Origin of the sequence: Luteimonas soli (genome assembly GCF_042648865.1) — a bacterium.
Classification (GTDB): domain Bacteria; phylum Pseudomonadota; class Gammaproteobacteria; order Xanthomonadales; family Xanthomonadaceae; genus Luteimonas; species Luteimonas soli.
Genome location: NZ_JBHRYA010000003.1, coordinates 826407 through 845818, shown reverse-complemented (window position 1 = coordinate 845818; position 19412 = coordinate 826407). Strand labels below are relative to the sequence as shown.

Sequence of the window (19412 nt, the reverse complement as noted above, 5' to 3'; positions counted from 1 at the left end):
CAGGCAGGGAGTACAGGCAGATGCGTCGGAATCCTTTCGAAAGCGGGCAGGCCCGGCAGGGCGGGCGGCGCGGGTTCGGCTTCAGCCCGCGCCTGTTGATCCTCGTGGCGTTCATCGCCTACGGCGCCTATTACTACTTCTCCAACCGCTCGACCGATCCGCTGACCGGCGAGACGGTGCTGATCGACAAGTCCATCTCGCCGCAGGACGAGAAGGCGCTGGGCCTGCAGGCCTACCAGGAGATCCTGGCGCAGGAGACCCCGGTCGATCCCCATTCGCAGATCTCGCGCCAGGTGCGCGAGATCGCGCAGCGGCTGATCGTGAAGATCCCCGAGGTCGAGGACGCGCTGGCCGCCGAGCACGGCATGCAGGCGCAGCACATCGAGGATTCGTTCGACTGGGACGTGACCGTGCTGCAGTCCGACCAGGCCAACGCGTTCTGCCTGCCCGGCGGCAAGATGGCGGTCTACACGGGCCTGGTGCCGGTGGCGCAGAACGCCGACGCGATGGCGATCGTGATGGGCCACGAGATCACCCACGCCCTGCTGCGCCACGGCGCGCAACGCATGACCGAGCAGAAGCTGGCCCAGCTCGGCCAGATGGCCGGCGCGATGAGCGGCATGGACCAGCAGCAGATGCAGATGGCGATGTCCATCTACGGTTACGGGCGCTCGCTGCCATACGCGCGCAAGCAGGAATCGCAGGCCGACGAGATGGGCCTGATGCTGGCCGCCGCGGCCTGCTACAACCCGGAGGAAGCGATCGCGCTGTGGGAACGCATGGGCCAGGCCAGCGGCGGCCAGGCGCCGCCGGAGTTCGCCTCCACGCACCCGAGCTCGGCCACCCGCATCGAAAACCTCAGGGCGCTGATGCCCAAGGCGCAGCAGTATCGGGAGCGGTTCTGCACCGGCGGCGCGGGCGGTTCGCCGTAGGTCGGGGCTACGCCCCCGACGCCCGCACTGGTACGGGACTTGCCGCGCTTCCCGCAATCATTGTCATTGTCGGGGATGTAACCCCGACCTACGGCGCCCACGAACATCCGGGCTGTAGGAGCGGCGGAAGCCGCGGTGCTTTGCCGGCCGAACGGGTCGCGGCTTCCGTCGCTCCTGCGGGAGCCGGTTCAATTGTGCCGCGACGTTCAGAACGACATGAACATCCCGCCGTTGACCGGGATGTTGGCGCCGGTGATGAACCCGGCGTCATCCGCGGCGAGGAACGCCACGGTGCGCGCGATTTCCTCCGGCTGCCCGAGCCGCCCGACCGGCACGTCGGCGACGATGCGGTCGCGGATTTCCTGCGACATCGCCATCACCAGCGCGGTCTCGCAGTAGCCCGGCGACACCGAGTTCACCGTCACGCCCTTGCGTGCCACTTCGCGCGCCAGCGCCATGGTGAAGCCGTGCATCCCGGCCTTGGCCGCGGCGTAGTTGGTCTGCCCGAACTGGCCGGTCTGCCCGTTCACCGAACTGATGTTGACGATCCGGCCGAATCCGCGCGTCGCCATGCCTTCGACCGCGTGGCGGCACAGGTTGAACACGCCGTCCAGGTTGACCCGCAGCACTGCGTCCCACTGTTCGCGCTGCATCTTGCGCAAGGTGGTGTCGCGGGTGATGCCGGCGGCGTTGACCAGGATGTCGAGCGCGCCGTGCGCGGCGACGATGTCTTCGACCAGCTGGCCGCAGGCGTCGAAATCGGAGACGTTCCCGGCGGCGAAATGGATGTCGAGCCCGGCCGTTTCCCGGGCGAACGCCTCGATGCGTTCATCGCGGTCGCCCAGGTCGATGGCGACGACGGTGCGGCCCTGCGCCGCCAGGGATTTGCAGATCGCGGTGCCGAGACCGCCGATACCGCCGGTGACGGCAGCGATGCGCTTTTCCAAGTGGATTCCCCCGTGACTTGCTACTTGCCGCCCTTGGCAGTGTCCTTTTCCTTGCCCGCGGCGGGCGCGTTGGGGTTGCGTCCCATGCCGGCGACCAGGTTTTCCTGGAAGTCCTTCCACATTTCCATGTTGCGCTCGGTGAGCTGGTTCATCATCGACCAGGGCGTCTGCCCGAGCATGCTGCCCATCTGCTGGCGGAATTGGGCCTGCTGTTCCATGAAGGTCTGCATCGAACGGTCGAGATACGTGCCCATGAAGCCCTGCAGCGAGTCGCCGTACAGGCGGATGATCTGGCTCAGCAGCTGGGTCGACAGCATCGGCTGCCCATCCTGTTCATGCTCGGCGATGATCTGCAGCAGCACCTGGCGGGTCAGGTCGTCGCCGCTCTTGGCGTCGCGGACCTCGAAGTCCTCGCCGTCGACGATCAGCTGGCGGACGTCCTCGATCGTGATGTAGCTGGAGATGTCGGTGTCGTAGAGACGACGGTTCGGATATTTCTTGATGACGCGCGTCTTGGTCATGGAGCAAAGGCTCTAACTGATGCGTCCACGCAGCATGGCGCAGTGCAGCACGGGTTGCAAGGTAGCGGGGATCTGGGGACTTGGGGCTGGGGAGAAGCGCGCTACGCGGTAGGCCGAGACACGCGGGTCGCGAAGGGTCCTTAAGGAAAACCCACGAACCGCCACCAGCGCGAACGTGCGAACCCAGCCGTGCAGGGTCTCGATCCGCCATCCGGCATCACGCAAGTGGGCGGCGGGTCAAGACCCGCCCTACGGCAGTCTCTCCAGCCCCCAGCCCCAGCCCCCAGCCCCCGCTTCACCACCCCATGTACTGCCCGCCGTTCGCCGCCAGGTTCGCGCCCGTGATCCAGCTGGCTTCGTCGGGGATGAAGAAACTCACCGCATAGGCGATTTCGTCCGGGTTGCCCAGGCGGCCGGTCGGGATCTGGGCCACGATCTTGTTGCGCACTTCCTCGGGCACGGCCATCACCATGTCGGTGCCGATGTAGCCGGGCGAGACGGTGTTGACGGTGATGCCGAACTTCGCGTTCTCCTGCGCCAGCGAAATCGTGAAGCCATGCATGCCGGCCTTGGCCGCGGCGTAGTTGGCTTGGCCGTACTGGCCCTTCTGGCCGTTGATCGAGCTGATCTGGATGATCCGCCCCCACTTGCGCTCGCGCATGCCCTCGATCACCGGGCGGGTGACGTTGAACACCGAGTTGAGGTTGGTGTTGATGACCTCCTGCCACTGCTGCGCGCCCATCTTGTGGAAGGTGCCATCGCGGGTGATGCCGGCGTTGTTGACCAGGATGTCGACCGGGCCGAGCTGCTTCTCGACCTCGCGCACCATCGCCTCGGCGTCCTCGGGCGTGGAAACGTCGCCCTTGGCGAGCGCGAAGTCGAAGCCGTCGGCCTTCATCCGGGCCTGCCAGTCGCGCGCCTTTTCCTCGTTGCGGTAATTGGTCGCGACCCGGTGCCCGCCCGCGGCGAGCCGCCTGCAGATTGCCGTGCCGATCCCGCCGGTACCGCCGGTTACCAAAGCCACGCGTGCGCTCATGCTGCCGTCTCCCTGTCGATTCTGGAGAGGGTTCTCCATTGCCGATGATTCTATGCGGCGTCGATGACCGTGGCGTTGTGCATTGCGGCGAGCGCCGCCGGCGGCGTGCGCGGGATCCGTTTCGCCTCGAATGCGGAAGCCGCGGCTTCGAGCGTCGCGGCCAGCGTCGCGCCAGCGGGCCAGGCATCCGCGGCCTGGCCGAGCGCGAGCCAGGCTGCACGCAGGATCGGCAGCGGGTCAGCGCCGTCGATCGGTAGCGCGGCGAGCGATTTCGACAGCTTGCGGCCATCGGCATCGACGACCAGCGGCAGGTGCGCGTAGTCCGGCGTGGGCAGCCCGAGCCTGCGCTGCAGGAAGACCTGCCGCGCGGTGGAATCGAGCAGGTCGGCGCCGCGCACGACCTCGGTGATGCCCTGCGCGGCGTCGTCGACGACCACGGCCAGCTGGTAGGCCCAGGGGCCGTCGGCGCGCCGCAGCACGAAATCGCCGACCTCGGCGGAAACATCCTGCACCACCGCGCCGTGCACCCGGTCCTCGAAGCCGACGACGGTGCCGTCGGGCACCCGCAGCCGGATCGCGGGGTCGGGGCGGTGCGTGCCGGGAACGCAGGCGCGGTGCACGCCGCCGGCCAGGTCGCTGCGGCTGCAGTGGCATTCGAACGCATCGCCGCTGGCGAGCAGGCGCTCGAGGGCCGCGCGGTAGTGCGCGTCGCGTTCGCTCTGTCGCAGGACCTGGCCGTCGGCGACCAGGCCGAAACGCTCCAGCGTGCGCAACTGCTCGTCGGCGGCACCGGCCACCTCGCGCGGCGGGTCCAGGTCCTCGATGCGCACCAGCCATTCTCCGCCGGCCTTGCGCGCCATCAGCCAGCTGCCGAAGGCGGCCAGCAGCGAGCCGAAGTGCAGCGGCCCGGTGGGCGAGGGGGCGAAGCGGCCGCGGCAGGGAGGCGGGGGCATGGGGTCGGAGCAGGGCAGGCAGGAGCTTTGGAGAGAGGGTCGTCTTGTGGGGAGCAGACCAGCCGGAACGCACGGCCAGCCAAGGAGCGCGAATCCCCCCACATTGTCATCCCTCGCTACGCTCGGGATGACAAATCAAGGCAGGGCTCGCACGCTTTTCCCGAATCCCGAATCCCGAATCCCGAATCCCGAATCCCGAATCCCGAATCCCGAATCCCGAATCCCGAATCCCGTCACTCGAAGTCGTAGCTCATGTCAGGCCCGGCGCCGGCGAGGAAGTTGCCTTCGACGTAATCCACGCCCGCCGAGAACAGGATCGACATGCTCGCCGCGTCGCTGACGAACTCGGCGATGGTGCGGATGCCCAGCTCGCGCGCCTTGGTGGCGATGTCGCGGATGCGGTCCTGGTTGGGCTGGTTCTTCGGCAGTTCCTCGACGAAGCTGCGGTCGATCTTGACCATGTTCGGCTTGAGGTGGGCGAGCAGCTGGAACGAATCCAGCCCAGCGCCGAACTGCTCCAGCGCGATCCGGCAGTCGAGCTTGCCGATCGCCGCGGCGAACTCCTGCGCGGCCTTGAGGTGGGTGAACACCTTGGCCTCGGGCAGCTGCAGCACCAGGTATTCGCCGGGCACGCCGTGCGCGGTCAGCTGCTCGCCGATGAATCGCACCAGGCTGTCGTCGTCGAGCGAGGCCTGGCTGACCTTGACCAGCAGGGTCGTCGGCTTGCCGGCGCTGATCTGCTGGCCGATCGCGGTGATGGTGTGGCCGATCACGTAGCGGTCGATTTCCCACAGCAGGCCGTGTTCCTCGGCGATCTGCAGGAAGCTCAGCGGCTTGACCAGCTCGCCGTCGCCGGCGTCCAGGCGCAGGAAGGTCTCGTAGACCGCGCCGGTGTCGCCCTGCAGGCTGATCACCGGCTGGTAGTGCAGCACGAAGCCTTCCTGGTCGAGTGCGTCGCGCAGGCGTGAGACCCAGGCCTGGACGTGCTCTTCCTCGGCCCGCTCGACCGCGCTGGGGTCGAAGATCTCGAAGCGGTTGCCGCCCACGCCGATCGACGACTGCACGCCCTGGTTGGCCTTGGCCAGCACCTGGGTGACGCTGGCGATCTTCTCGCCGATCTGCACGCCGCCGATGCTGGCGGTGATCACGCTGGAGCGGTTGCCGATCTGGAACACGTGCGAGGCGAAGGCCTCGCGGATGCGTTCGGCCAGCGCGGTGGTCTGCGCGTAGTCGTTGCCGCGCATCAGCACCGCGAGGCTGTGCTCGGAGAAGCGCGCGGCGACGGCGTCGTCGCCGATGGCCGCCTGCAGGCGCTCGGCCATGGCCGCGAGCATCGTGTCCGCGGCGTCCAGGCCGATTTCATGCAGCAGGCGCTGGTAGTGGTCGGGTTCGAGCAGCAGCAGGCCATGCTGGGCGTTGCTCCGCGCCGCCTCGGCCACGGCGTCCTCCAGCATGTGCAGGAAGGTGGGGCGGTTGAGCAGGCCGGTGACCTGGTCGCGCTGGCGCAGCTCCTCGAGTTCCTGCGCAAGGCCGGGGTCGACCTCCTGCTCCTGGCGGCGGAAGATCACCTGCTGGCAGGCCTCGCCCTCGTACAGGGCGGACGCGAATTCCATCGATGCCGGGAAGCCGTTGCCCTCGAAATCGCGGGCTTCCAGGTCGTAGCGCGCGGGCGGCGGTTCGCCCTTGGCCAGGTCCTTGAGCAGCTGCTTGAAGTCCTCGACGTGCTGCGGCGCCACCAGGTCCAGCAGCGACATGCCTTCGAGGTCCTCGAACGACTCGTAGCCGAACATCTCCAGGTACGCGCTGTTGGCGCGGATGTGCATGCCCTGGTGCACGTAGGCGATCGGGTCGCGAGAGGATTCGATCAGGGTGTCGCAGCGGCGCTCGGTTTCGCGCACCCGGGCTTCCAGCTTGCGCAGCGCGCGGCGGCCTTCGAGGTCGTCCCACTCGCGCCGCACCGTTGCCAGCAGCTGCTGTGGCTTGTGGCGCAGGGCGATGTTGCGCGCGCCGGTGCTTTGGGCTTCGTGCAGGCCGGCGTCGTCGATGCCGTTGCTGACCGCCACCACCGGGATGTCCTTGCCGCTGGCAGCGATGGCCTGCATGACGTCGGCGAAGGGGATGTCGCTGGCCTGCTGCGCGGCCAGGACCAGGTCGATCGGCTGCGCGCCGAGCATGGCGGCCAGTTCTTCGCCGGACGCCGGCCGCAGCGGGCGCACCGCGATCCCGGAGTTGCGCAGGCCGCTGACGATGGCCTCGGCATCCTCGCCGCTGTCGTCGACGATCATCAGGCGCAGCGCTTGGTCAGGGTTCTTCGACATGCGGGCGTTTATGCCATGTTGCGACCGGCCTAGTCTACGTCGAGCCCGTCACAGTGCGCGCTTGGAGGCATCGCCGGCGACCTCGCGCACCAGCTTCGGCACCAGGTAACCCGACAGCCTCGCCACCAGCGCCGCGTGCAGCTCGAGCGCGCGGGCGTCGGGCACTTCGAAGTGCGCGGCGCCGTCGACCCGGTCGAGCTGGTGCAGGTAGTAGGGCAGCACGCCGGCGGCGAAGCCGCGTTCGGACAGGTCGGTCAGCGCGTCCACCGAGTCGTTCACCCCGCGCAGCAGCACGGCCTGGTTGAGCACGGCGGCCCCGGCGCCGCGCAGCCGAGCCATCGCCGCATCCACGGCCGCGTCGAACTCGTTGGCGTGGTTGGCGTGCACCACCACCGCGACCGGCCACGGCAGCGCGCGCAGCCAGGCGGTGAGTTCGTCGTCGACCCGCTCGGGCAGCACCACGGGCAGGCGGGTGTGGATGCGCAGCCGGCGCAGCTGCGGCAGCTTGCGCAGGGCCGCGGTCAGCTCGGCCAGCTTGGGCGTGGCCAGCGACAGCGGGTCGCCGCCGGACAGGATCACCTCGTGGATCGAGTCGTCGGCGCGGATCGTCGCCACCGCTTCGCGCCATCCGCCGGCCGCGGCGGTTTCCTCGGCGTAGGGGAAGTGGCGGCGGAAGCAGTAGCGGCAGTTCACCGCGCAGCTGCCGGTGGCGACCAGCAGCGCGCGGCCCTCGTACTTGTGGATCACCCCGTGGCCGGCGCGGGCGGCGCCGTCGCCCACCGCGTCGGGGCTGAAGCCGGGCACCGGCCGCAGTTCCTCGTCCAGCGGCAGTACCTGGCGCAGCAGCGGGTCGTGGGGGTCGCCATGGCGCATGCGAGCGACGAAGCCGCGCGGCACCCGCAGCGGGAACTGCGCCGCCGCGGCTTCGGAAACCCCCGGCACGCGGCCCTCCAGCCCGAGCATCGCCAGCAGCTCGCGCGGGTCGCGCACGGCCTCGCGCCAGGGGCGCTTCCAGCCGCCGGGTTCGGGAAGGGCGCCCGCGCCGATCGGGCCGGGCTGCAGGGCAGGGGAGGCTGCAGGTATCATTCGCGGTCTGTTCCGGGGCCATTCCGGCCGTGCCGGAGCCCAACCCCTCCATTCTAGCCGCTGCCGCGGCTCGATCCCGTCCCGAGTTTCCCCGCAGGAGTACCGATGGCCAGCTATGGCATGAACGACGTCAAGAACGGAATGAAGATCCTGGTCAACGGCGAGCCCGCCATCATTTCCGACACCGAGTACGTCAAGCCGGGCAAGGGCCAGGCGTTCACCCGCGTGAAGTACCGGATGATCAAGTCGGGCCGCGTGCAGGAAGTCACCATGAAGGCGACCGACTCGGTGGAAGCCGCCGACGTGATCGATACCGACATGCAGTACCTGTACAGCGACGGCGAGTACTGGCACTTCATGAACCCGGAATCCTTCGAGCAGGTCCAGGCCGACCAGGCCGGCATGGGCGGCGCCGAGAAGTGGCTCAAGGGCGAAGAGGACTGCGTGGTGACGCTGTGGAACGGCACCCCGATCCAGGTCACGCCGCCGAACTTCGTCGAGCTCAAGATCACCGAGACCGATCCCGGCGTGCGCGGCGACACCTCCGGCGGCGGCGGCAAGCCGGCCACGCTGGAAACCGGAGCCGTGGTCCGCGTGCCGCTGTTCGTCGGCCAGGACGAGGTGATCAAGGTCGATACGCGCTCGGGCGAATACGTTTCGCGCGTGAAATAAGCGATGACCGAAAGCCAGCGAGAAACCTGCGACCTGGTGATCGAAGCCGGCTTCGTCGTCCCCGTCGAACCGCACGGCGTGGTCCTCGACGACCACGCCGTCGCCGTCCGCGACGGTGCCATCGTCGCCGTGCTGCCGCGCGCCGAAGCGCGGGCGCGGTTCGAGGCGGCCGAGATCGTCAGCCGCCCCGAGGGCGCGCTGGTGCCCGGCTTCGTCAACAGCCACGCCCACAACCCGATGACTTTGCTGCGCGGCGTCGCCGACGACCTGCCGCTGAAGGTCTGGCTGCAGCAGCACATCTGGCCGATCGAGGGCGCGGTGATCGGGCCGGACTTCGTCGCCGACGGCGTCACCCTCGCGATCGCCGAGATGCTTCGCGGCGGCACCACCTGCGTCAACGAGAACTACTTCTTCCCCGACGTGCAGGCGGCCACCTACAAGCGCCACGGTTTCCGCGCGCGCGTCGGGCTGCCGGTGATCGACTTCCCCACCGCATGGGCGAAGAGCGACGACGAGTACTTCGACAAGGCCGGCGAGGTCCACGACCAGTGGCGCGACGATCCGCTGGTCGCAACCGCGTTCGCGCCGCACGCGCCGTACACGGTCAACGATGCGAACTTCGAGCGCATCCGCATGCTGGCCGACCAGCTCGACGTGCCGGTGCACCTGCACCTGCACGAGACCGCGCAGGAAGTGCAGCAGTCGCAGGACAAGCACGGCCAGCGCCCGATCGCCCGGCTCGACCGCCTCGGCCTGTTCAACGACCGCCTGATCGCGGTGCACATGACCCAGCTCACCGACGCCGAGGTCCACCTGTGCGTGGAACGCGGCGTGAGCGTGGTGCACTGCCCGGAGTCCAACCTCAAGCTCGCCTCCGGCTTCTGCCCGGCCTGCGCGCTGGAGCGGGCGGGGGTGAACCTCGCCATCGGCACCGACGGCTGCGCCAGCAACAACGACCTGGACATGGTCGGCGAGACCCGCACCGCGGCGATCCTGGCCAAGGCGGTGGCGGGCGAGGCCGAGGCGTTCAGCGCCTTCACCGCGCTGCGCGCGGCCACGCTGGGCGGGGCGAAGGCGATCGGCTTCGACCACCTGGTCGGCTCGATCGAACCGGGCAAGCAGGCCGACCTGGCGCTGTTCGACCTGTCCGTGCTGGAATCCCAGCCGCTGTACGACGTGGTCTCGCAGCTGGTCTACGCCAGCGGCCGCCACCAGGTCAGCGACGTATGGATCGCCGGCAAGCCGAAGCTGCGCGACCGCGAACTGACCGGCATGGACATCGACGCGATCATCGCCAACGCGAAACAGTGGCGCACCCGCATCGCCGCCATCGACAGGGCGTCGCTGTAGGTCGGGGTTACGTCCCCGACACGCGGTGCCAAGAAAGCCATCGCTGTAGGTCGGGGCTACGTCCCCGACACGCGGTGCCAAGGAAACCGTCGGGGACGTAGCCCCGACCCACGAGCGCGGTAACCACGCATGAACTCGCCATCGCCCAACTTCCGCCAGTCCGAGCTCGACAAGTTCGCCGCGCTCGCCAACCGCTGGTGGGACCCGAAGGGCCCGCAGAAGGCGCTGCACGCGCTCAACCCCGTGCGCCTTGGCTACGTCGCCGACCGCGTCGCGCTGCGCGGGGCGAAGGTGCTCGACGTCGGCTGTGGCGGCGGCCTGCTCAGCGAGGCAATGGCGCGCGAGGGCGCGGACGTCACCGCAATCGACCTGGCCGACGACCTGGTCAAGGTCGCGCGCCTGCACGGGCTCGAATCCGGGGTGAAGGTCGACTACCGCGTGCAGCCCGTCGAGGCGTTGGCCGAAGAACAGCCGGGCGCGTTCGATGCCGTGACCTGCATGGAGATGCTCGAACACGTGCCCGATCCCGGCGCGATCCTGTCGGCCTGCGCGACGCTGCTCAAGCCTGGTGGACGCCTGTTCGTGTCCACGCTCAACCGCACGCCGGCCGCGTTCGCGCTGGCGATCGTCGGCGCCGAGTACGTCGCGCGGCTGCTGCCGAAGGGCACGCACCAGTACCGTGACTTCATCAAGCCGTCCGAACTCGGCGGCTGGCTGCGCGAGTCGGGCCTGCAGCTCGAGGACGTGAGCGGCGTGGTGTACGAGCCATGGCGCGACGCCGCGCGGCTTTCGCGCCGCACCGAAGTGAACTACCTGGCTTGCGCGGTGAAGCCGGAAGCCGGGAATGGGAGCTAGAGAGTTGGAAGCGCGACCCGTAAGTGCGGCATTCCCGCGCGTGGTGCTGTTCGACCTCGACGGCACGCTGCTCGACAGCGCGCCGGACATGCTGGCGGCGATCAACGCGCTGCGCGGCGAGCGTGGCGAGGCGCCCGCGACGCTGGAGCAACTGCGCCCGCACGTGTCGAAGGGTGCGCGGGCGATGATCGCGGCGGCGTTCCCGCAGCTCGACGAGGCCGCCCGCGAAGCGCTGGTCCAGCCGTTCCTGGATGCCTACGAACGCGAGATCGGCCTGCACGGCAGGCCGTTCGACGGTGTCGAGGAGATGCTTGCCGCGATCGAGGCCGACGGCGCGCGCTGGGGCATCGTCACCAACAAGCCCGAATACCTCGCGCGGCAGGTGCTGCCGGCGTTCGGCTGGGACGCGCGCAGCGCGATCCTGGTCGGCGGCGACACGCTTGCCGAACGCAAGCCACACCCGCTGCCGCTGCTGCATTCGGCGCAGGCGCTGGGTGTCGAACCCTCGCAATGCGTCTACGTCGGCGACGACGAACGCGACATCCTCGCCGCGCGTGCCGCGGGCATGCCGTCGGTCGTCGCCCTGTGGGGCTATCGCCTCGCCCTGGACGACCCGGAAACCTGGCAGGGCGACGTGCTGGCCGAAGCCCCGCGCGACCTGCTCGACCCCGCCGCATGGCCCCTGTAGGAGCGTCCCATGGGCGCGACATGTGGTGCGGCAAGGCATCGCGCCCTTGGGGCGCTCCGGCAATGACACCATGAGCGACGCCGACGAATTCACCGCCAAGTGGCGCGCACGCTGGCCGGAGTGGAACATCGGCGGGGTGTTCCTGTCCGATGCACGGCGCGAAACCGCGTTCGCCTGGTTTGCCCTCGTGGAGGAGTTGACCGATGCGGCCTGGAGCGGCGCAGACGCCACGCCGGGCCTGGCCAAGCTGGCGTGGTGGAACGAGGAGCTGCAGGGCTGGGCGAAAGGTGCGCGTCGGCATCCGCTGGGCGCAGTCCTGCAGCCGCAGCCTGCACCATGGGCGCCGCTCGCCGCCAGCCTGTTGTCGCTGCAGGCCAGCCGCGAACTGCCGCCGGGCACTGATCCGGAGGCGGCAGGAGTGACGTCTTTTGCGCGCGCGGCGGCCGGTTGCGAGCGTGTGCTGTTCGACGAAGCCGCGACTGAGGTCCACGAAGGCGAAGGCGCAGGGGTGGTCGCATTCGACCTGCTGGCCGCGCGCCAGCTGCTGCAGGGCGACGCGCAGGACGCACTCCAATTGCTGGGCGTTGCTCCGGCCGGCGGCCGCACCACGCGCCCCAGGCGCCTGCACTCGGCGCTCCTGCGCCAGCGCCTGCGCGGCCTGGCGGCAAACAGGCAGGGCCAGCCGCCCGCGGCCTGGCGCAGCCTGTGGCTGGCCTGGCGTGCGGCGCGAGGGGTGGGCTGAGCGTCGGCGCCTTCGAGTCGCAAGCCCCACGCTTCATCCGGTTGCTTCCGCCGCTCCTACGGGGAATGCCGTGGGCACCAGCGACGGGAAACGCAGCGTTGCGCGGGCGTTTTGGCGATAGCCGGTAAACTGCGCGCTTGTCTCCGATCCCCCGAATGCCTTGAATCCTTCCAGCCAGAATCCACTGCCGGACGTCGCCGGCGACCTCGCCATCGCCGCGCGCCCGCTCGACTGGGTCGGCATGGAGCGCATCGCGTTGCCGCTGGCGATTCCCGGCGCGAACGGCGAGCCGCTGCAGGTGGCCGCGTCCGCCGACGTGTTCGTCGACCTGGTCGAACCCGAGGCGCGCGGCATCCACATGTCGCGGTTGTACCTGCGCCTGCAGGACGCGTTGTCGGCCGAGGCGATCACGCCCGCCGGCCTGCGCCGCGTGCTGCAGGACTGCATCGACTCGCAGGGCGGGCTGTCGACCAGCGCGCGCATCGTGCTGCGCTACGAACAGCTGCTCAGGCGCCAGGCGCTGGCCAGCGACAACGCCGGCTGGAAGCGCTACCCGGTCGAGATCGACGCCACGCTCGCCGGTGGCCACCTGGCGCTGGTGCTGGCGTTCTCGGTCGAGTATTCGAGCACCTGCCCGGCGTCGGCCGCGCTGTCGCGCCAGCTCAACGCGGAGCGTTTCGCTGACGACTTTGCCGCAGCCCGTCCACTGTCGACCGGCGTGGTGCGCGACTGGCTGGCCTCCGAGCGCGGCCTGGCCGCGACCCCGCATGCCCAGCGCAGCAGCGCCGAGGTGCGCGTGCAGCTCAAGCCGTCGTTCGGGCAGCTGTCGATCGAAAGCTTGGTCGACGCGATCGAGGCGGCGCTCGGCACGCCGGTGCAGACCGCAGTCAAGCGCGAGGACGAACAGGCCTTCGCCCGGCTCAACGCCGAGAACCTGATGTTCTGCGAGGACGCCGCCCGCCGCGTCGCCGCCGCACTGTCGGCCGACGAACGCATCGAGCGCTTCGACGCCACCGTTTCGCACTTCGAAAGCCTGCACGCGCACGACGCGGTGGCGCGGGTGAGCGGTGGTGGCGTGGCATAAGGCTTCGCCCGGATTGCCGTAGGTCGGGGCTACGCCCCCGACACCCCGCGAAAACCGGAAAGCTGCGAGGTCGCCCGAAAAGCTCGCGGCTGAAGCCGCTCCCACAGGATTGTTCGGCTCTTGTGGGAGCGGCTTCAGCCGCGAGCTTTTATGCGTTTACCGCGTGCGCTCCAGGACCAGCAGCGGATCGACGCGCACGTCGAACCAGCTCATCCCCCAATGCAGGTGCGGTCCCGTCGCGCGCCCGGTCGCGCCCACTGCGCCGATCACCTGTCCCTGCGCCACCCGGTCGCCCACCTTCACGTCCATCCGCGACAAGTGCAGGAAATTCGAACTTACGCCGTGGCCATGGTCGAGCAGGATCGTGCCGCCGGTGAGATAGAGGTCGTCGGCAAACGTCACCACCCCCGCGGCCGGCGCCTTGACCGGCGTGCCGGTGGGCACGGCGATGTCCATGCCCGAGTGGCCCGCGCCGGGCTGGCCGTTGTACACGCGCCCGCTGCCGAAGCGGCCGCTGATGCGGCCGGTGACCGGCCGGATGAAAGGCGCGGCGAAATCGGCGCGATCATCGTCGCGGGTGCGCGCGGCGGTGACCCGGGCCTGTTCGCGGCGGATGCGCTCGGCGATCGCCGGCGGCGGGTTCACGGTCTTGGGCGGCACGCCGTCGACGCGTTCGAGCGGCCAGTCGCGCGCGGTCACCGCGATGCTTTCCGCGGCGCGCGTGCCGTCGGCGCGCAGCACTTCGAGCCGCAGCGGACCCTGCTCCCTGCGATCGACGCCGAACACCACCGTGCCCCAGGGGGTCGGGCGCAGCGTGCGGCCCGCGTATTCGACCACGCTGCCCGCCGGTACCTTGCCGAACACCAGCGCGCCCTGCGACACGCTGGCGGGGAACACGATGCGGTTGTCGCCGGGTTCCTGCGCGATGGCAGGGGCGGCCAAGAACAACGCAATCCACACCGTCATTCCCGCGAACGCGGGAACCCAGTGTCTTCGCGTTTCGCGCCAGTGACGAGCTTCGCCGCACAAGTCACTGGGTTCCCGCGTTCGCGGGAATGACAGAAGGGCCGGAAAACCCCTCAACGATCGAACTCCAGCCGCCGGCCCTGCGGCTCGCCCACGATGCGCTCGCCGTCCCACACCAGCTGGCCGTTGACCCAGGTCGCGCCGATGCGCGAGTGGAAGGTGGTGCCATCGAACGGCGACCACTTGCACTTCGACAGCACGTCCTCGTTGCGCACGGTGAACGGCGTGTCGTCGATGAGCGCCAGGTCCGCCCAGTAGCCTTCGCGCAGGAAGCCACGTTCCTTCACGTCGAACAGCTGTGCGGGCGCGTGCGCGACCTTCTGCACCAGCTGCGTGTTGCTCAACCGGCCCTCGCGCACCAGTTCCAGCGCGGCCACCAGCACGTATTGCACCAGCGGCAGGCCGCTGGGCGCGCGCACGTAGGGATTGTGCTTCTCCTCCCAGGTGTGCGGCGCGTGGTCGGTGGCGAGCACGTCGATCACGTCCGACGCCAGCGCCTGGATCAGCGCCTCGCGGTCGCTGGCGTCCTTGATCGCGGGATTGCACTTGATCAGGTGGCCCAGGCGCTCGTAGTCGCCGCGGTCGAAGCGCAGGAAGTGGATGCAGGTCTCGGCGGTGATGCGCTTGCGCACGCCGTTCTCGTCGATGAGCGGCCCTGGCGTGAACAGCGCCAGCTCGTCGGCGGTGGAGATGTGGAGCACGTGCAGGCGTGTGCCGTGGGTGCGCGCGAGTTCCAGCGCCAGCTTCGTCGACTTGATGCAGGCCTCGCGCGAGCGGATGTCGGGGTGGCAGGCGGCGGGGATGTCGTCGCCGTACTGCGCACGGTACTTCGCCTGCGTCGCCTCGATCATCGGCGTGTCTTCGCAGTGGGTGATGATCGGCGTCGGCGCCTCGCGGAAGATGCCCGCCAGAGTTTCCGGGTTGTCGACCAGCATGTTGCCGGTGGACGCGCCCATGAACACCTTGATGCCAGGCGCGGCCAGCGGATCGAGCGTGCGGATCGCCTCCAGGTTGTCGTTGCTCGCGCCCATGTAGAAACCGTAGTTGGCGCGGGCGCGGCCGGCGGCGAGCCCGTACTTGTGCTCCAGCGCAGCGGCCGACAGCGTCGGCGGGCTGGTGTTGGGCATGTCCATGAAGCTGGTCACTCCGCCGGCGATCGCGGCGGTGGACTCGGTGGCCATGTCGGCCTTGTATTCCATGCCCGGTTCGCGCAGGTGCACCTGGTCGTCGATCATCCCCGGCAGCAGCCGGCGGCCGTTCGCGTCGACCACGGTTTCGCCTTCGCGTGCCGACAACCCGCTGCCGATGGCGTCGATGCGGCCGCGCGAGATGCGCAGGTCGGCGTCGAATTCACGCCCTTCGTTGACCAGGCGGGCGTTGACGATCAGCGTGTCGGACATGAACGGTTCCTATGGATTGGATGGGGGCGGGACCGGGTCGTGGCCGCCCGGATTCAGTGGATGGCAGCGGCCGATGCGCCGCAGCGCCAGCCAGCCGCCGCGCAGGGCGCCGTGGCGGCCGATCGCCTGCATGGCGTATTCCGAGCAGGTCGGCACGAAGCGGCAGCGTGGCCCGAGCAGGGGGCTCAGCCAGCGTTTGTAGCCGCGCAGGAGGGCGATTAGGAAACGATCGATCACGTCGAATTGCACGGGCGCGGGGGAAACGCCGCGGAAAAGGGTCCGCGCGGTTGCCGCTGTAGTCAGGGCAGGGTATAACAGCGCGCTTTCCCATCCAAGGGAATCACACTCCCCGGCAAGCGGGGATCAGGAAGGACTGCAACAAGTGGCTGTCAAGAAAACCGTGAAGAAGGCCGCCAAGGCCACCAGGAAGCCCGCCGCCAAACCCGCCGCCAGCAAGTCCAAGGCCAAGCCGGCCGGCAAGAAGGTCGCCGCGAAGAAGCCCGCGCCCGCGAAGGCCGCAGTGAAGAAGGCATCCGCGAAGAAGGCTGCTCCGAAGAAGGCCGCGTCGAAGGCCGCCCCGAAGAAGGCGCCGGCGACGAAGAAGAAGGTCGTCGCCAGGCCGGCCGGAAAGGTGGCGAAGGCAGCGCCGGCGAAGGCCGCCGCGAAGAAGGCTCCGGCCACGAAGGCTGCGAAGAAGGCCGCCAAGCCGGTCGCCAAGACCGCGTCGGTCGCGAAGAAGGTCGCCAAGGCGCCCGCGCCGCGGAAGAAGGCCGTCGCCGCGAAGCCGGCCGTGGTGGAGAAGAGCAAGGTGGCGCCCGCCAAGGCAGCCCCGGCTCCGAAGGGGAAGCAGAAGCAGGAAGTCGCCAGGCCGGCGGTCGCCGTGCGTTCGCCGTTCGCGCCGCGCCCGGTGGGCAAGGTGGCCGTGGCCGTCGTATCGAGGGCGCCGACGCCGGCGCCGAAGACCAAGTACAAGGTCGTGTCGTACAAGACCGACGAAGCCACCGGCCGCCCGATCCTGCCCAAGGACTATCGTCCCGGCACGGACGAGGAGTACATGAGCGCGCTGCAGCTCGAATACTTCCGCCAGCGCCTGCTGCAGTGGCGCGCGGACCTGGTCGAGGAATCCAAGCAGACCATCGAGAACCTCAAGGACGAAGTGCGTGACGTCGGCGACGAGGCCGAGCGCGCAACCCGCGAGACCGAGAACTCGCTGGAACTGCGCACCCGCGACCGCTACCGCAAGCTGATCGGCAAGATCGACAGCACGCTCAAGCGCGTGGACTCGGGCGAGTATGGCTACAGCGTCGATTCGGGCGAGGAGATCGGCCTCGAGCGCCTCGAAGCCCGCCTCACCGCCGAGCGCACCATCGACGAGCAGGAGCGCTGGGAACACCTGCAGAAGCAGATCGGCGACTGACCGATCCGCGCTTTGTCCATGCGAAACGAACCCGGCCCTGGCCGGGTTTTTCGTGCCTGCCATCATGCCACCCGGGGATCGCGCACACAGGCGTCATCCGCGGACGCGCAGGTGCGAATGACAACTGGGCACAGGGGGCGCATCCTCTCTGGATCGGGACGCGGGGGACGGCAATGGAACGGGATCCGGACAGGCGTGCGTACGCCTTCGCCGTCGGCGGAGGCGCGCTGCTGTGGCTGGCGGCGATGGCGGCCAGCGGCAAGCGCGAGGCCTGGGATTCGGGCCTGTACTGGGTGGGCGCCTATCCGCTCTCGATCCTGCTCGCTGCCTGGCTCGGCTACGAATTCCCGCGCATGGCGTGGCGCTGGGGGCTGGCGATCATGCTCGCGCAGGCGGTGACGCTGGCCGTGACCGCGCTCGATTTCAGCATGCTGCCATTCGGCCTGATCGTGTTTTCCATCCTTGCGTTGCCGCTGATCGGCGCGGCAGTGCTGACCGCGCGCCTCACCCGCCGCCACGAATCCCGTTGACCCGTAGGTCGGGGCTACGCCACTGATACCGACCATCGCGTGCGTCGGGGGCGTAGCCCCGACCTACAGCTCGCGCAGGTCCAGCCGCCGCAGCTTCGGTGCACGCCAACTCGTGACACCGACCACGCCGAGCGTCACGCAGCCGCCCAGCACCACCGCCGGCACCAGGCCCAGCAGGCGCGCCATCGAGCCGGCGTAGAACGCGCCGAGTTCGTTCGACGAGCCAATGAACAGCCCGTTGATCGACGACACCCGCCCGCGCATCGCGTCGGGCGTGGCCAGCTGCAGGATGGTCGTGCGCAGCACCACCGACACGCCGTCGCACACGCCCGACAGCATCAGCAGGAAGGCCGACAGCCAGAACTGCGTCGACAGGCCGAAGCCGATGATGCACAGGCCGAACCCGGCCACGGCGCAGAGCAGCACGCGCCCGGCATGACGCTCCACCGGATGGCGCGACAGCCACACGCCCATCGCCACCGCGCCCAGCGCCGGCGCGCCGCGCAGGATGCCCAGGCCTTCCGGGCCGTAGTGCAGGATTTCCTTGATGAACGCCGGCGCCAGCGAGATCGCGCCACCGAACAGCACCGCGAACATGTCCAGCGCCAGCGCGCCGAGCAGGATCTGGTGCCCGAGCACGAACCGCGCACCGTCGGCGATGCTGGAGAAGATCGGCGCCCGTTGCAGCTGCCGCGGTGGCTCGGTCACCTGCAGCCGGGCGATCGCCATCGATGCGGCGATCGCGAACACGGCAGCGGTGAAGTACGCCACGTGCTTGCCCGCGCTGCCGACCAGGACACCGCCGATCGCCGGGCCGACCACCAGCCCGGCCTGGAACACGACGCTGCCCAGGCTCGCACCATGCGCGAACTGCTCGCGCGGCAGCACGCGCGCGAACAGCGCGTTGTAGACCGGCCCGAGGAAGGCGCGCACCATGCCCGTCACCGCGACGGAGGCGTAGATCAGGCCCACCCCGTGGCCGTCGCCCAGCCAGCCGACGGTGATCGCCGCGAGCAGCAGCGGCGTCGTCGCCAATCCCAGGCACGCGACCATGCCGAGCTTGCGCCGCGGCAGGTGGTCGACCAGGTAACCGGCGAACGGCGCCACGCAGAAGTACGGCAGCACCTCGGCCAGGCCGATCAACCCGAGCATCCAGGGATTGCGGGTGAGCTCGTAGACGTGCCAGCCGACAGTCACCGCCACCATCTGGTACGACAGGATCGAACACAGGCGATAGGCCATCAGCGCGCGGAATCCGCCGTTGCGCAGCGGCGGGGGCGGGGCCTGGTCCACCGGAGGCGACCAGGTGGCGTTCACGCAGCGCGCTGGGCCGTGTCGCGGATGAAGGCCAGCAGCGCGGCCAGGCCGTTGCTGCGGGTGGGCGAAAGATGCTTCGCCAGCCCGATGTCGGCGATGTAGTCGGCCGGCGTGGCGAGGATGTCCTGCGCGCTGCGCCCCGAGTACACGCGCAGCGCCAGGTAGATCAGGCCCGAAACGATGGCCGAATCACTGACCGCCGCGAAGTCGAGCCGCCGCGCGTCGCCTGACGGCACGATCCACACCATCGACTGGCAGCCGAGCAGCCGGTGCTCTTCGGTTTTCCATTCCTCGGGGAAGGCCGGCAGCTTGCGTCCGAGGTCGATCAGGTACTGGTAGCGCTCGGACCAGTCGCCGAAGAAGCCGAATTCTTCCTTGATGGCCTGCTGGGCATCGGCGGCGGTGGCTTCGAGGGGGAAGGGGGAGTCGTTCAAGGCACGGGCCCGGCCGGCGGGGGCGGGTTGGGAGAGAAGGCAATTGTCGCAGAAAGCCCTTGTAGGAGCGGCTTCAGCCGCGAGCTCTCGCGGGGCCCGGCCGA

20 protein-coding genes are annotated in these 19412 nt (G+C 69.4%); 9 read left to right on the top strand and 11 right to left on the bottom strand.

The features are described from left to right. The first annotated feature begins 20 nt into the window (after window positions 1-20). Complete coding sequence (locus ACFONC_RS07100) at window positions 21-932, top strand: M48 family metalloprotease (RefSeq protein WP_386743006.1); 912 nt, start codon at window positions 21-23, stop codon at window positions 930-932. A 206-nt stretch (window positions 933-1138) separates the two neighbouring features. Here ACFONC_RS07100 and phbB (ACFONC_RS07095) read toward each other — a convergent pair whose 3' ends face one another. The 6 genes from phbB (ACFONC_RS07095) to epmB form a co-directional block, all read right to left on the bottom strand. Continuing rightward, a complete protein-coding gene (gene phbB / locus ACFONC_RS07095) occupies window positions 1139-1879 on the bottom strand; it encodes an acetoacetyl-CoA reductase (protein ID WP_449284279.1) in 741 nt (246 codons plus the stop codon). Between the two features lie 20 nt (window positions 1880-1899). Further along, window positions 1900-2400 (bottom strand): polyhydroxyalkanoate synthesis repressor PhaR, encoded by a 501-nt coding sequence (phaR, locus tag ACFONC_RS07090; RefSeq protein ID WP_386743005.1) that lies wholly within the window; start codon window positions 2398-2400, stop codon window positions 1900-1902. 295 nt (window positions 2401-2695) lie between these two features. Next, window positions 2696-3436 carry a beta-ketoacyl-ACP reductase gene (gene phbB, locus ACFONC_RS07085; RefSeq protein WP_386743004.1) on the bottom strand — a complete coding sequence of 247 codons (741 nt, stop codon included), beginning with the start codon at window positions 3434-3436 and terminating at the stop codon, window positions 2696-2698. A 50-nt stretch (window positions 3437-3486) separates the two neighbouring features. Continuing rightward, window positions 3487-4389: a tRNA glutamyl-Q(34) synthetase GluQRS gene (gene gluQRS, locus ACFONC_RS07080; protein ID WP_386743003.1), complete on the bottom strand. Its 903-nt coding sequence runs from the start codon at window positions 4387-4389 to the stop codon at window positions 3487-3489. A gap of 233 nt (window positions 4390-4622) precedes the next feature. Continuing rightward, window positions 4623-6707, bottom strand: coding sequence for an EAL domain-containing response regulator (locus ACFONC_RS07075; protein ID WP_386743002.1), 2085 nt, complete (start codon window positions 6705-6707; stop codon window positions 4623-4625). 48 nt (window positions 6708-6755) lie between these two features. Beyond that, window positions 6756-7793, bottom strand: a complete 1038-nt coding sequence (gene epmB / locus ACFONC_RS07070; protein WP_386743001.1) for an EF-P beta-lysylation protein EpmB — start codon at window positions 7791-7793, stop codon at window positions 6756-6758. 105 nt (window positions 7794-7898) lie between these two features. Here epmB and efp point away from each other — a divergent pair, with 105 nt between their 5' ends. From efp to folE2, 6 genes are all read left to right on the top strand, one after another. Then, a complete protein-coding gene (gene efp / locus ACFONC_RS07065) occupies window positions 7899-8465 on the top strand; it encodes an elongation factor P (RefSeq protein WP_386743000.1) in 567 nt (188 codons plus the stop codon). 3 nt (window positions 8466-8468) lie between these two features. After that, window positions 8469-9815, top strand: a complete 1347-nt coding sequence (locus tag ACFONC_RS07060; protein WP_386742999.1) for a TRZ/ATZ family hydrolase — start codon at window positions 8469-8471, stop codon at window positions 9813-9815. Window positions 9816-9944: 129 nt separating this feature from the next. Continuing rightward, complete coding sequence (ubiG, locus tag ACFONC_RS07055) at window positions 9945-10670, top strand: bifunctional 2-polyprenyl-6-hydroxyphenol methylase/3-demethylubiquinol 3-O-methyltransferase UbiG (RefSeq protein ID WP_386742998.1); 726 nt, start codon at window positions 9945-9947, stop codon at window positions 10668-10670. After that, window positions 10660-11358: a phosphoglycolate phosphatase gene (locus ACFONC_RS07050; protein ID WP_386742997.1), complete on the top strand. Its 699-nt coding sequence runs from the start codon at window positions 10660-10662 to the stop codon at window positions 11356-11358. The genes ubiG and ACFONC_RS07050 overlap by 11 nt, the downstream gene beginning before the upstream one ends. 70 nt (window positions 11359-11428) lie before the next feature. Further along, on the top strand, window positions 11429-12100 hold the full coding sequence (locus tag ACFONC_RS07045; RefSeq protein ID WP_386742996.1) for a phytoene/squalene synthase family protein: 672 nt from the start codon (window positions 11429-11431) through the stop codon (window positions 12098-12100). 160 nt (window positions 12101-12260) lie between these two features. After that, a complete protein-coding gene (folE2, locus tag ACFONC_RS07040; protein ID WP_386742995.1) occupies window positions 12261-13184 on the top strand; it encodes a GTP cyclohydrolase FolE2 in 924 nt (307 codons plus the stop codon). A gap of 156 nt (window positions 13185-13340) precedes the next feature. Here folE2 and ACFONC_RS07035 read toward each other — a convergent pair whose 3' ends face one another. From ACFONC_RS07035 to yidD, 3 genes are all read right to left on the bottom strand, one after another. Further along, complete coding sequence (locus tag ACFONC_RS07035) at window positions 13341-14150, bottom strand: M23 family metallopeptidase (RefSeq protein ID WP_386742994.1); 810 nt, start codon at window positions 14148-14150, stop codon at window positions 13341-13343. Between the two features lie 113 nt (window positions 14151-14263). Further along, entirely contained in the window at window positions 14264-15610 is a 1347-nt protein-coding gene (locus tag ACFONC_RS07030) for a dihydroorotase (protein ID WP_386742993.1), read from the bottom strand. A 9-nt stretch (window positions 15611-15619) separates the two neighbouring features. After that, complete coding sequence (gene yidD / locus ACFONC_RS07025; protein ID WP_386742992.1) at window positions 15620-15847, bottom strand: membrane protein insertion efficiency factor YidD; 228 nt, start codon at window positions 15845-15847, stop codon at window positions 15620-15622. A 145-nt stretch (window positions 15848-15992) separates the two neighbouring features. Here yidD and dksA point away from each other — a divergent pair, with 145 nt between their 5' ends. Beyond that, on the top strand, window positions 15993-17027 hold the full coding sequence (gene dksA, locus ACFONC_RS07020) for an RNA polymerase-binding protein DksA (RefSeq protein WP_386742991.1): 1035 nt from the start codon (window positions 15993-15995) through the stop codon (window positions 17025-17027). A 173-nt stretch (window positions 17028-17200) separates the two neighbouring features. Next, a complete protein-coding gene (locus ACFONC_RS07015) occupies window positions 17201-17557 on the top strand; it encodes a hypothetical protein (RefSeq protein WP_386742990.1) in 357 nt (118 codons plus the stop codon). A 63-nt stretch (window positions 17558-17620) separates the two neighbouring features. On the opposite strand, the gene ACFONC_RS07010 is transcribed toward ACFONC_RS07015, so the two are convergent. Both ACFONC_RS07010 and ACFONC_RS07005 read right to left on the bottom strand, forming a co-directional pair. Further along, entirely contained in the window at window positions 17621-18826 is a 1206-nt protein-coding gene (locus tag ACFONC_RS07010; RefSeq protein ID WP_386743083.1) for an MFS transporter, read from the bottom strand. A gap of 44 nt (window positions 18827-18870) precedes the next feature. Next, entirely contained in the window at window positions 18871-19308 is a 438-nt protein-coding gene (locus ACFONC_RS07005; protein ID WP_386742989.1) for a SufE family protein, read from the bottom strand. Window positions 19309-19412: the final 104 nt, after the last annotated feature.